The organism is Corynebacterium sp. HMSC056E09, assembly GCF_001813425.1.
Classification (GTDB): Bacteria; Actinomycetota; Actinomycetes; order Mycobacteriales; family Mycobacteriaceae; genus Corynebacterium; species Corynebacterium hesseae.
In genome coordinates, this window is sequence record NZ_KV812506.1 from 40,771 (window position 1) to 52,941 (window position 12,171).

The window sequence follows — 12,171 nt, forward strand, 5'->3', positions numbered from 1 at the left end:
CGCGGCAAGGACACGCACCAAGAGCTCGCCCCAAAAAGTGTGGGAAAGGCCACGTCAGGGGGTACTTTACCCCCGCATCCAACCGTACGGCCGTTACCTATGACGGAGCTGACCTGTGCAGTGCTCACACTGGCACCCTTGGTGGTGCGCGGCCCGCATTTGCCGATATGAGCTTGTGCGTCTTTACCCCTACTATGGGCTACAGAGAGGGGTTCGGTGACGGACGGGTTGACCGAATTGCCCGTGAATTGAAGTCACCTAAAGCCCTTCTGCGACTAAGCATTACGCGTCGTGTGAACTACGAAGGGAGTCAATATAGTGACCACCGCAACTGAACAGTCCGTGCAGTTCGAGGCATGGAAGGGCTTCGAGCCCGGCCCGTGGACTGAGAACATTGACGTTCGTGATTTTATCCAGCGCAACTACACCCCTTATGACGGGGATTCCTCCTTCCTTGCTGGACCCACCGAGAAGACCAAGAATGTGTGGAATCACCTGGAGGAGAACTACCTGTCCATCGAGCGCCAGAAGCGCATCTTCGACGTGGACACCCACACCCCGAGCGATATCGATGCTTTCCCGGCCGGCTACATCTGTGAGGACGACAACGTCATCGTGGGCCTGCAGACGGATTCTCCGCTGAAGCGCGCCATGATGCCCAACGGCGGCTGGCGCATGGTCAAGCAGGCTATCTTTGAGGCCGGCAAGGAAGTTGACCCAGACGTAGAGAAGATCTTCACCCGCTACCGCAAGACCCACAATGACGCGGTCTTCGATATCTACACCCCGCGCATCCGCGCAGCGCGTTCCTCTCACATCATCACCGGCCTGCCGGATGCCTATGGCCGCGGCCGCATCATTGGTGACTACCGCCGCGTGGCCCTCTACGGCGTGGATTACCTCATCGCTGAGAAGGAGGCATCCAAGCACGCAGTCGGTGATATCGGATTCTCCGAGCACTGGGCACGCTACCGCGAGGAGCACGCCGAGCAGATCAAGGCTCTGAAGAAGCTCAAGGTCATGGCTGAGTCCTATGGCTTCGATATCTCGAAGCCCGCGAAGACCGCCCACGAGGCAGTCCAGTGGACCTACTTTGGCTACCTGGCCTCCATCAAGTCCCAGGACGGCGCCGCCATGTCCATCGGCCGCCTCTCCGCATTCTTCGACTGCTACTTCGAGCGCGACCTTGCCGCTGGCATCATCACCGAGGAAGACGCCCAAGAAATCATCGACCAGCTGGTGCTCAAGCTGCGCATCGTCCGCTTCCTGCGCACCGAGGACTATGACCAGATCTTCTCCGGTGACCCGTACTGGGCAACCTGGTCCGATGCCGGCTTTGGCGACGATGGCCGCCACATGGTGACCAAGACTTCCTTCCGTCTGCTGCAGACACTGATCAACCTGGGCCCGTCCCCGGAACCGAACATCACCATCTTCTGGGATCCGCAGCTGCCGGCGGGCTACAAGGAATTCTGCGCCCACATCTCGATTGAGACCTCCTCGATCCAGTACGAGTCCGATAAGCAGATTCGTGAGCAGTGGGGCGACGACGCCGCAATTGCGTGCTGCGTGTCCCCGATGGCCGTCGGCAAGCAAATGCAGTTCTTCGGCGCCCGCGTCAACGCTGCGAAGGCCCTGCTCTACGCCATCAACGGCGGCCGCGACGAGGTCAGTGGCAAGCAGGTCGTCGACGGTTACGAGCCCATCAAGGGCGATGGACCGCTCGACTTCGACGAGGTCTGGCAGAAGTACGAGGAGATGCTGGACTGGGTTGTGGGCACCTACGTTGAGGCCCTCAACATCATCCACTATTGCCACGACAAGTACGCCTACGAGGCCATCGAGATGGCGCTGCATGATTCCGATATCGTGCGCTCCATGGGCTGCGGTATCGCCGGCCTGTCCATCGTGGCTGACTCGCTTTCCGCCATCAAGTACGCCAAGGTCTACCCGGTGCGCGATGATTCCGGGCTGATCGTGGACTACAAGACGGAAGGTGACTTCCCCTTCTACGGAAACGATGACGACCGCGCCGATGACATCGCTGCCACCATCGTTCACACCGTGATGGAGAAGATTAAGGCCATCCCGATGTACCGCAACGCCATCCCCACCCAGTCGGTGCTGACCATTACCTCCAACGTTGTCTACGGCAAGGCCACCGGTGCCTTCCCGTCCGGCCACGAGGCGGGCACCCCGTTCGCGCCGGGTGCCAACCCGGAGAACGGCGCGGATAGCCACGGCATGGTTGCCTCCATGCTGTCGGTAGGCAAGCTGGACTACAAGGATGCACTCGACGGCATCTCGCTGACCAACACCATCACCCCGTCCGGATTGGGCCGCACCCCGGAGGAGCGCATCACCAACCTGGTGGGCGTCCTCGACGCCGGCTTCATCATGGATTCCGAATAGACCACATCCACACCACTTCCTAAGGAGAACACAACATGGCAACCAAAACTTTCGACGAGCGCCTCGCTTCCATGAAGGCCAGCCGCACCGCCAACAACATGAACTCGGGCCTCTACCACGCCAACATCAACGTCCTGGACAAGTCCACCCTGGAGGACGCCGTTGAGCACCCGGAGAAGTACCCGAACCTCACGGTCCGCGTTTCCGGCTACGCGGTGAACTTCGTGAAGCTCACCCGCGAGCAGCAGCTCGACGTCATCTCCCGTACCTTCCACCAGGGCTCCTAAATGGCAGATGGCATTACCGGCGTCGTGCACCTCAACCCTGAAGAAGGGGAGAAGGTGCGCGGCGCCGCCGCCGGTTTAGGAACGGATAATGACCTCGAGGGCTACACCCGCCCGGAGTTGATGCAGGCCCGCCGCTCTGGCGATGTCGCGCTCGTGCACTCCTGGGAGCTGGTGACGGCCGTGGATGGACCCGGAACCCGCATGACCATGTTCATGTCGGGTTGCCCGTTGCGCTGCCAGTATTGCCATAACCCCGACACCATGGAGATGAAGGTCGGAACCTTGGAGCGCATCGAGGATGTGGTCAAGCGCATCAAGCGCTATAAGCCCGTCTTCAAGGCCTCCGGTGGTGGGCTGACCATTTCGGGCGGTGAGCCGCTCTTCCAGATCGCCTTCGCGCGGCGCCTGCTCAAGGAAGTCCACGATGCAGGCATCCACACCACGATCGACACCTCGGGTTACCTCGGCGCGCGCCTGCGCGATGAGGATCTAGACAACATCGACCTGGTGCTGCTCGACGTCAAGTCTGGTGACGAGGAGACCTATAAAAAGGTCACCCGCCGCGAGCTGCAGCCGACGATCGACTTTGGGGATCGCCTCAACGCCATAGGCAAGCCGGTCTGGATCCGCTTCGTGGTGGTGCCGGGGCTTACCGACAGCCCCGAGAATGTCGCCAACGTGGCCAACATTGTCTCCCGCTGGAAGAGCAACGTTGAGCGCGTCGAGGTGCTGCCCTTCCACAACATGGGCGCGGACAAGTGGCACGAGCTGGGCTACCCGTACACCCTGGAGGATACAAAGCCGCCGAAGCCGGAAGACGTGGAGAAGATTCGCGAGGTGTTCCGCAAGGAAGGTTTCGTGGTCTACTAGAAGCATGAAACGCTTCGGCCACACCATCAAGGAACACACCATCACCGTCCCCTGGGACTATGACAATCCAGCCGCGGGGGAGTTCGAGCTCTACGCCCGGGAGATCATCCCGCCGGGCGGTGAGAATTACCCGGCGCTGCTCTATAACCAGGGCGGGCCGGGTTTCCCGGCACCGCGGCCGACGGGTGCCACCGGGCTCATCGGGAAAGGCCTGGAGCGCTACCGCTGGATCCTCATGGACCAGCGCGGCACTGGGCGCAGCCACCGCATCGATGAGCTCAGCCCCGCTGAGGATCGCAGCGCTGCGCGCCTAGCGCAGCTGCGGCAGGAGAATATCGTGCGCGATGCCGAGCACCTGCGCGAGCACCTCGGCGAGGACTCCTGGGATCTCTACGGCCAATCCTTTGGCGGCTTCATCATTACCGCCTATATTTCGATGTTCCCCGATTCCATCGGCCGCGCCTTCCTTACCGGCGGCCTGCCCACCCTGACCAAAGGTGCGGATGATCTCTACCGCACGACCTTTGCCAAGCTCAAGGTGCGTCACGAACGTTTCTATGCCCAGTTCCCGTGGGCTCAAGCACGCATCGAGGAGCTCATCCACCACCTGGACAACTCGGAAGAGCTGCTGCCGACAGGGGAGCGCCTGTCCTCCCGCCGCTTCCGCACTATCGGCATCGAACTGGGCCGCGGTACCGGATTCGATTCTCTGGGTTACCTGCTGGAGGAGCCTTTCCGCACCGTGAACGGCGAGAAGCGCTTGCGTTCGGACTTCCTCAACAACGTCGGTAGCCGCGTGAGCTTCCAGGCCGGTCCTCTCTACGCGGCGATTCATGAGTCCATTTACGGTGGCGTCGGCGGCCAGGCTGTGACTGGTTGGGCGGCGCACCGCGTGCGCGAGGAATTCCCCGAGTTCGCCGAGGAAGGCACCTATCTGACCGGCGAGCACATTTTCCCTTGGCAGTTCGACGAGGACCCGGCGCTGCGCCCCTTCAAGCAGGCCGCCGAGGAACTCGCCGCCCACGAGTGGGTAAGCTCGCCGTACGATGCTGCCGTGCTTGCCGACGCCCCCGTGACCGCCTCCGCCGCCATCTACCTTGACGATATCTTCGTGCCCTTCGAAGATTCCCTTGCCACGGGGGAGACCTATCGTGACTTGCGCCCGGTGGTGACCAACCGCTTCCAGCACAACGGTATTAGCGAAGACGGCGCGGGGATTTTGGGCGAGCTCTTCCGGGCGGCTGACGAGCGTTAACGGGCGTCGAGTGCGTTCGGGGAGCAATCTCCCCCAAGATGTGGTGGTGGTCACCGTGTGGCAAACTGGTTAGGAAAATCCAACCGAAGCAGAAAGGATAAGCCTATGGGCGGACTCATCGTCATCGGCGTGATTCTTCTAATTATTATTGCCACCGCCTTCGACGGTTTCTACATCGTCCGGACGAAGGAGGCCGCCATCATTGAGCGGATGGGCAAGTTCGTGAACGTTGCTCACGCGGGCTTGCACTTCAAGGTGCCTTATGTCGACCGCGTGCGCGCCAAGATCAGCCTGCAGATCCGTCAGCTCGACGTCATGGTGGAAACCAAGACCAAGGACAACGTCTTCGTCCAGATCCCCGTTGCCGTGCAGTACGAGGTAGTTCAAGGCAGCGAGCGCCAGGCCTTCTACACCCTGTCCAACCACGAGCAGCAGATCGTGGCTTACGTTCAGGACAACGTCCGCTCCTCCGTGGCAAACATGAACCTGGATGATTCCTTCTCATCCAAGGACACCATCGCCCGCAACGTGGCGATGTCCCTGCGCGATAACATGGCCGCCTATGGCTGGAACTTCGTCAATACCCTGGTCACCGATATCCGCCCGGATGCCCGCGTGCGCGAGTCCATGAACTCCATTAACGCGGCGCAGCGTGAGCGCGAGGCGGCCGTTGCCCAGGCAGAGGCCGAGAAGATCCGCGTGGTCAAGGAGGCCGAAGGTGCTGCCGAGGCCAAGAAGCTGCAGGGTCGCGGTGTGGCTGACCAGCGTAAGGAGATCGTCGAAGGTATTGCCCAGCAGTATGAGCTGCTGCGTGCTGCCGGCGTGCAAGAGAACCCCGAGACCCTCATGCTGGTCTCCCAGTACCTCGACGCCATGGTAGACGTGGCCGACCGCGCCCACACCAATGTGCTCTACATGCCGTCTAATCCGGGCGGCATGCAGGATCTCTTCGGCGGTATGCGCGACGCACTGCTGTCCACCAACGCTATTAATGAAGCGCCGAAGCCGTCGGTTTCCCTGTCCGACAACAAGCACAGCCGTGAGGATTCCGGTGCTGCACGTCGCCGCCGCGAGGAGCAGGAGCGCCATGAGCGCGACGAGCGCGCCCGCCGCGATGCTGAGATGATGGAGCAGGCGCAGCGCGCGCAGCAACAAGCACAGCAGCAGGTGCAGAACGCACCACAGCAGGGCCAGGGCTTTAGCCAGATTCCGAGCTTCCCTTCCCCGCCGCAGGGCAATAACCAGCCGCAGAGCGCGCGCGACTATTTTGACCAGCTGCGCAACCAGCTCAACAAGGGCAATAACTAAGCACAGCGCTTAAGACTAAGCTCAGCACATAAAAAGAGGGCCTTCCCGCTTGGGGAAGGCCCTCTTTCGCTGCCTTGGGTGGTGCTAGGCGGCCGTTACTTACTTGGTGTAGCCGATGTTCTCCACCTCGATGACGGCGAAGGAGTTGGCGCCGAAGTTTGCGATATCGGGGTGGGTCGCAACCATGGTCGGGCCGTTGAAGATAGGAATGATGCCGTACTGGGCAAGGGCCTCTTTCTCCAGCTCATTGGATTTTTTGATCTGCTCGTCTGGGTCAGCGATCTGGGATAGCTCGTCGATCTTCTTGTCCAGTTCTGGTGTGCCCGTGCCGGAGCGGTTGAGCTGGGAGCCGGTGCGATAGGTCTGGCCGAAGTAAGCGACACCGAAGGGATCGCCGGAGGAGAAACCCATAGGCAGAATATCGAAGTCGTACTTGGAGGTGATCTCGGAGAAGTCAGAGACTGGGCGTTCCTCCACCTTCAGGTCCACGCCGATATCCTTCATCATCTTTTGGGTGGCGGTGGCCATGGCCTTGCTGATGGAAGAATCTCCCAGCAGCGTGTAGCGCATGGACAGCTTCTTGCCGTCCTTCTCGCGGATGCCGTCGCTGCCTTCCTTCCATCCGGCCTCATCGAGGAGCGACTTAGCTTTCTCCGGGTCGAACGTGATGACCGCGCCAACGTTGTCCTCGTAGCCCTTCTGGGTTTGGTAGAGGTTGAAGGAACCTGGCAGGTCCTCGGTGTAGCCGTTGAGTCCGTTGAAGCGGATGCCGGAGAGCGTGGCGCGGTCGATGCCAGTCATGATGGCTTCGCGCACCTTGATATCAGAGAGGATCTCGTTCTTGGAGTTGAGCGTGTACAGGTTCTTGCCTGGGGTCATGGCGGTGCGAATTTCAACGTCTGGCATGTCCTTTACGGCCGCCAGGCGTTCCTTGTTGGCCACGCCGGTGGCGTCAATTTCGCCGGCCTTGAACGCGTTGATTGAGGCCTGGTCCTCCATCTGGCGGTAGGTCACCTTGTCTAGGAATGGCTTATCACCCCACCACTTCTCGTTCGGAACGAAGGTAGCGCTGCCGTTCTTGAAGTCGACGCTTTCGACCTTGTACGGGCCCGCACCCCACTCCGGGTGGACCTTGCCCAGGTAGGCCTCGTTGAACTTCTCCGCGGAGTCAACCTGTGGCGGGAGCAGGACGTTGAACAGACCCTGCCACCACGGATAGGCCTGTTTAAAGGTGATGACGGCCTGCTTGTCGTTCTCACCCGGCTTGACGGACTCGATGAGCTCGTAGCCGTCGGTGGCGCTAACGTTGACGTCCTTGTTCTCACCGTTGTTGAACTTCCACGTGTTCTCAAAGGATTTCCAGTCAATCGGAGTACCGTCGTTGTACTGCGCCTTCTCGTGGATGGTGAAGGTGACGACAGTCTTTCCGTCCTTTTCTTCGTCTTTGACGTCGGTGATGTAGTCATTGTTGACGTGGAACTCCCCCGCGCCATCGAAGAGGCCAATTTGCGGGTTGTAGTACTTCCACAGGCTCAGGGTGTATGAGGTGGCGTCGGCCTGGAAGGTGTTCTGCTGCTGGGAGATCTCGTCGATAGCCAAGCGCAGCTCGCCACCCTCCTTGAGCTCGGAGCGGTCCTTGGGGTTGTAGGAGCCGTCCAGCTTGACGTCGAGCTTCTCGCCGGAGGCGGAATTGCCTGATCCATCGGAGCCGGAGCCGCCATCGGAGGCGCAGCCGGTCAGGATGAGGGCAGAGGCGGTGACCACTGCGAGGGCGGTCCTGCGGAGCTTCATATTCATGTGTGTGTCCTTTCGAGAGGAAACATGGAGACAAAGGTGAGTATTTAGTTATAAGTCTTGCTAAGCCGGGGTTTCGGCGGGCTGGTAAATCTCGCGTACCCGGTCACGTTCCACGGCTGGATCCGGCACCGGGATGGCGGAGAGCAGCGCGCGGGTATAGGCGTGTTGCGGGTTGTCAAAGACCTCGTCCGTGGGGCCGTATTCCACGAAGTCGCCCTTGTACATCACGGCGACCTTGTCGGAAAGGTGGCGCACCACGGAGAGGTCGTGGGCCACGAAGACCAGGGAGATGCCCAGGCGGTTCTTCAGGTCGTGCAGCAGGTTGATGATGCCGGCCTGGATGGACACATCGAGGGCGGAAACGGGCTCGTCGAGCACCACGATGGAGGGGTTGGTGGCCAGAGCACGGGCCAGGCCGATGCGCTGGCGCTGTCCGCCGGAGAAGTGTCCGGGGAAGCGGTCCACCTGGTGGGACTCAAGACCGACGAGCTGCATCAGCTCGGCCACGCGCTGGCCGACGTCCCCCTCATACCCCAGCGACTCCAGCGGCTCGGCGATGATCTCGCGGATGGTCATACGCGGGTTGAGCGAGCTCATCGGGTCCTGGAAGACGATTTGGATATCCTTGCGCAGCTTGCGGCGCGCCGACGCGCTCAAACCGGAGGTGTTGGTGCCGTTGACCACGATGGTGGAACCCTCTGGCGGGTTGAGGTCCATGATTTCCAGCAGGGTGGTGGTCTTGCCGGAGCCGGACTCGCCCACGATGGCAAAGCACTCGCCCTGGTGCACGTCGAAGCTGACGTTCTTGACCGCGTGTACTGTGCCGACGCGGCGTTTGAGAATTGCTCCCTTGATGAGCGGGAAGTCTTTGACCAGGTTCTTGACCTCCAAGGTAACCGGCCGCTGCTCGTAGGGAGTATCGCCCAGGGTATCGGCGGAAATCTTCGGCAACGGGTACATGCGCTCGCCGCCGATGGTGCCGTCCTCGATCTCATCGGAGCGCAGGCAGGAGGCGAAGTGCCCGGGGACGTCGTCAAGCGCGCGCAGCTCCGGTTCCAAGGTTCGGCACTCATCCTTCACCACCGGGCAGCGGTCCGCGAAGGGGCATTCGGCGGCGACGTCGATAAGCTGCGGCGGGGTACCCACGATGGGGGTCAGTGGTTCGTCGGTGGCCTTGTCCACGCGCGGCGTCGACCCGAGAAGACCCACGGTATAGGGCATCTTGGGGTTGTTGAAGATAGTGTCGACATCACCGAGCTCCACCGGGCGCCCGGCGTACATGACCAGGACGTCGTCGGCGGTGCCGGCGACTACACCCATGTCGTGGGTAATCATGATGACCGCGGCGCCCGTTTCGCGCTGGGCCACCTTGAGGACCTCCAGGATCTGGGCCTGGATGGTGACGTCGAGCGCAGTGGTGGGCTCGTCGGCGATGATGACGCGCGGGTTGTTGGCCATGGCAATAGCGATGACGACGCGCTGGCGCATGCCGCCGGAGAATTCGTGCGGGAAGGACTTCACGCGCTTTTCCGCCTCCGGGATGCCGACGAGCTCGAGCAGGCGAATGGCCTCTTTCTCCGCTTCCTTCGTGGAGACATCGCGGTGGGTTTGGATGGCTTCGATGAGCTGGTCACCGATGGAGAACACCGGGGTCAGGGAGGAGAGAGGATCCTGGAAGATCATGGCGATATCCTTGCCGCGGATCTTCGACATTTCCTTGTCGGACTTGCCAATGAGCTCGGTGCCGGCATAGACCACGGAGCCTTCCACCTTGGCGTAGTCGGGCAACAGGCCCATGACGGCCAAAGAGGTCACGGACTTACCGGAGCCTGACTCGCCCACAATCGCCAGGGTGCGGCCCGGCATGAGGTCGAAGTCGACGCCACGCACCGCGTGGACGGAGCCGGCCTCCGAGGGGAAGGTGACGGTGAGGTTGCGCACGGACAGCACCGGCTCGGTGGATGCAGTGGAGTCGGTGGCGCGGCGGGCCGGGACGGCGTTGGCGGTGTGTGCAGTATTCTGCGGGGTCATGCTCGGCCTCCGGAGTTCGAGTTGGGGTCAATGGCATCGCGCAGGCCGTCGGCGATGAACGCCATGGAGACGGTCAGCAGCGTGAGGATGCCTGCGGGGAAGTAGAAGAGCCAGGGCGAGGCCTCGACGGCGTTGGCGCCGCCGGCCAGGAGGGTGCCCAGGGAGACGTCGGGAAGCTTCACGCCCAAGCCCAGGAAGGACAGTGCGGTCTCCGACATGATGGTGGACACCACGCCCAGGGCCGCCTGGATGATGAGCAGCGAGCCGATATTGGGAACCACGTGGCGGAAGATGGTGCGCAGACGCGAGACTCCCATGTAGTCGGCGGCACGGACATAGTCGTTCTCGCGCACGCTGAGCGCCATGGCCCAGATGACGCGCGCCGGGTACATCCAGCCGAAGGCGATGAGCACCACGATGAGCAGCTTCCAGTCACCGCCGGAATCAGACACCACCAGGGCGATGAGCAGGAAGGTCGGGATAGCCAGCAAGAAGTGAATGACTGCCAGGATGACCTTTTCCACCGCGCCGCCGTACATGGCCGCGGCCGCGCCGATGAAGGCGGACAGCAGGGTAGAAGCCAGCGAGACGATGAGTGCGATGATCAGCGAGCGGCCCAAGCCGTGGACGGTCTGCGCAAAGAGATCGTTTCCGGAGTCCGTGGTTCCGAACCAGTGCTCCGGGGAAGGCCCGGTGGAGAGGTTGAAGAAGTCAGGCTCGTCGAAGGACCACGGGGTGAGGTAGCTGCCGAAGATGGAGAGTAGCGCGAGTAGCACGAAGATGACGAGTCCGACGGCAGCTGCCTTGTTGCGGAAGAAGCGGCGAACGTACAGCTTGAGTTTGGAGGTGCCGCGGAAATCGCTGCTGGAGAATTGCTTGCGCTGTGCGTCATCGACGTCGACGCCGGAGCCGAGTGCGGATTGTGCGCTGGGTTCGGTCTGCGGTGAAAAGTCCGCAGTGGCGGCATGCGGGCGCACGCCGAGGTTATCAGCTGCCGTATCGATAGCGAGGTCGTTGCGGCGGTGGCGCTCGGTGTGGCGCGCTTCGGAGCGTGGCGACGTAGATTTCTTTTCTGGAGACATTTAGCTCACCCTTACTCGCGGATCGAGGGCGACGACGACGAGGTCAGCCAGGATTGCGGAGAAGGCAATCATGACGGCACCGAATGCGGCGACGGCGGTGGTGCCGTTGACGTCGTTGCGGCTGATGGTTTCGATGAAGTACTGGCCCATTCCCTTCCACGCGAAGATGGTTTCCGTCATGATGGCGCCGGTGAAGATACCGGGAACGGAGAAGGCCACGGAGGTTGCGACCGGAATGATGGAGGTGCGCAGGGCGTGCTTGCGGATGGCCTGGGAGCGCGTGAGGCCCTTGGCCCGGGCGGTGCGCACATAGTCGGCGTTCAAGTTATCCAGCAGCAAGGTGCGCTGCATCATGTGGTAGCCGGCGTAGCTGATGATGATGAGCGAGATGGACGGCAAGATGAGGTGCTGCGCCATATCCAGCAGCTTGGGGAAGAAGCCTTCGACGCCGAGGCTGGAAGCGCCCGTCACGTAGACTACGCGGTGGCCGGTCACGCGGTTGATCCACAGACCACCGGCGACGACCAAGATGGAGGCCACGACGACGTGCGTGTTCATCGTGATGATGGAGACTCCCTGCCAGAAGCGGTCGGCCGCCTTGTACTGGCGGGAGGCGGTGTAGACGCCGAGGGCGACGCCGATGACGACGGAGAGAATCGTGGCCACGAGCAGTAGCTGTGCCGAGACGAGAGCGCGGTGCCCGATTTGTGCGCTGACCGGGTCACCGAGAGGGGAGGTACCCCAGTCCCAGTGGAAGATGATGTTGGACAGCCATCCCCACCAGCGCTCAATGAGAGGGGTCTCCGGGTTGAGGCCGAGTGGCGTGAGGATGCGGCCGATTTCTTCCGGCCCGAGCGGTGGGTTGCGGCCGACATAATTTGATCGGGGATCAAGGAAGGTTGCGGCCAGGAGGTACGCGATATTAGTCGCGAGGAAGATGACTACCAGCCAGCTGGCGGTCTTCTTGATGATGTACTTGAACATCACTATTCCTTCGCAGGGTGTGGTCTCAACGGGTTTGGGAAGTATGGAGCCGTGAAAACTCACGGCATCCATGTGACCTAGACCTCAGGCTAGGTGCTGTGTCACATATTAAAAGAAATGTGAGACAGGAGGGAAAGATTTATTG

At 61.5% G+C, this 12,171-nt stretch carries 9 protein-coding genes; 5 read left to right on the top strand and 4 right to left on the bottom strand.

The genetic code is table 11. The features are described from left to right. The first annotated feature begins 318 nt into the window (after window positions 1–318). The 5 genes from pflB (at window position 319) to HMPREF2912_RS07565 (ending at window position 6,132) form a co-directional block, all read left to right on the top strand. Window positions 319–2,412, top strand: a complete 2,094-nt coding sequence (gene pflB / locus HMPREF2912_RS07545; protein ID WP_070530034.1) for a formate C-acetyltransferase — start codon at window positions 319–321, stop codon at window positions 2,410–2,412. Window positions 2,413–2,447: 35 nt separating this feature from the next. Next, window positions 2,448–2,699 (top strand): autonomous glycyl radical cofactor GrcA2, encoded by a 252-nt coding sequence (gene grcA2, locus HMPREF2912_RS13320; RefSeq protein WP_070525314.1) that lies wholly within the window; start codon window positions 2,448–2,450, stop codon window positions 2,697–2,699. Then, a complete protein-coding gene (gene pflA / locus HMPREF2912_RS07555) occupies window positions 2,700–3,569 on the top strand; it encodes a pyruvate formate-lyase-activating protein (RefSeq protein WP_070624991.1) in 870 nt (289 codons plus the stop codon). Between the two features lie 4 nt (window positions 3,570–3,573). Then, window positions 3,574–4,824, top strand: a complete 1,251-nt coding sequence (locus HMPREF2912_RS07560) for an alpha/beta fold hydrolase (RefSeq protein ID WP_070624989.1) — start codon at window positions 3,574–3,576, stop codon at window positions 4,822–4,824. A gap of 105 nt (window positions 4,825–4,929) precedes the next feature. Further along, on the top strand, window positions 4,930–6,132 hold the full coding sequence (locus HMPREF2912_RS07565) for an SPFH domain-containing protein (RefSeq protein ID WP_070624987.1): 1,203 nt from the start codon (window positions 4,930–4,932) through the stop codon (window positions 6,130–6,132). Window positions 6,133–6,231: 99 nt separating this feature from the next. On the opposite strand, the gene HMPREF2912_RS07570 is transcribed toward HMPREF2912_RS07565, so the two are convergent. From HMPREF2912_RS07570 to HMPREF2912_RS07585, 4 genes are read right to left on the bottom strand one after another with little or no spacing between them, the layout of a single operon-like run. Next, the gene (locus HMPREF2912_RS07570; protein WP_070624984.1) at window positions 6,232–7,929 is read right to left on the bottom strand and encodes an ABC transporter family substrate-binding protein; all 1,698 of its coding nucleotides are present in this window, start codon (window positions 7,927–7,929) and stop codon (window positions 6,232–6,234) included. A gap of 60 nt (window positions 7,930–7,989) precedes the next feature. Continuing rightward, the gene (locus HMPREF2912_RS07575; RefSeq protein ID WP_070683758.1) at window positions 7,990–9,960 is read right to left on the bottom strand and encodes an ABC transporter ATP-binding protein; all 1,971 of its coding nucleotides are present in this window, start codon (window positions 9,958–9,960) and stop codon (window positions 7,990–7,992) included. Beyond that, on the bottom strand, window positions 9,957–11,042 hold the full coding sequence (locus HMPREF2912_RS07580) for an ABC transporter permease (protein WP_070522354.1): 1,086 nt from the start codon (window positions 11,040–11,042) through the stop codon (window positions 9,957–9,959). Before HMPREF2912_RS07580 ends, HMPREF2912_RS07575 begins: the two co-directional genes overlap by 4 nt. Continuing rightward, window positions 11,043–12,026 (bottom strand): ABC transporter permease, encoded by a 984-nt coding sequence (locus HMPREF2912_RS07585; protein ID WP_070530021.1) that lies wholly within the window; start codon window positions 12,024–12,026, stop codon window positions 11,043–11,045. Window positions 12,027–12,171: the final 145 nt, after the last annotated feature.

Bases quoted from the DNA above. Each gene is read 5' to 3' on its own strand.
- HMPREF2912_RS07585 (WP_070530021.1), bottom strand. From the start codon at position 12,026: ATGTTCAAGTACATCATCAAGAAGACCGCCAGCTGGCTGGTAGTCATC.
- HMPREF2912_RS07570 (WP_070624984.1), bottom strand. From the start codon at position 7,929: ATGAATATGAAGCTCCGCAGGACCGCCCTCGCAGTGGTCACCGCCTCT.
- HMPREF2912_RS07560 (WP_070624989.1), top strand. From the start codon at position 3,574: ATGAAACGCTTCGGCCACACCATCAAGGAACACACCATCACCGTCCCC.
- grcA2 (WP_070525314.1), top strand. From the start codon at position 2,448: ATGGCAACCAAAACTTTCGACGAGCGCCTCGCTTCCATGAAGGCCAGC.
- HMPREF2912_RS07565 (WP_070624987.1), top strand. From the start codon at position 4,930: ATGGGCGGACTCATCGTCATCGGCGTGATTCTTCTAATTATTATTGCC.
- pflA (WP_070624991.1), top strand. From the start codon at position 2,700: ATGGCAGATGGCATTACCGGCGTCGTGCACCTCAACCCTGAAGAAGGG.
- HMPREF2912_RS07580 (WP_070522354.1), bottom strand. From the start codon at position 11,042: ATGTCTCCAGAAAAGAAATCTACGTCGCCACGCTCCGAAGCGCGCCAC.
- HMPREF2912_RS07575 (WP_070683758.1), bottom strand. From the start codon at position 9,960: ATGACCCCGCAGAATACTGCACACACCGCCAACGCCGTCCCGGCCCGC.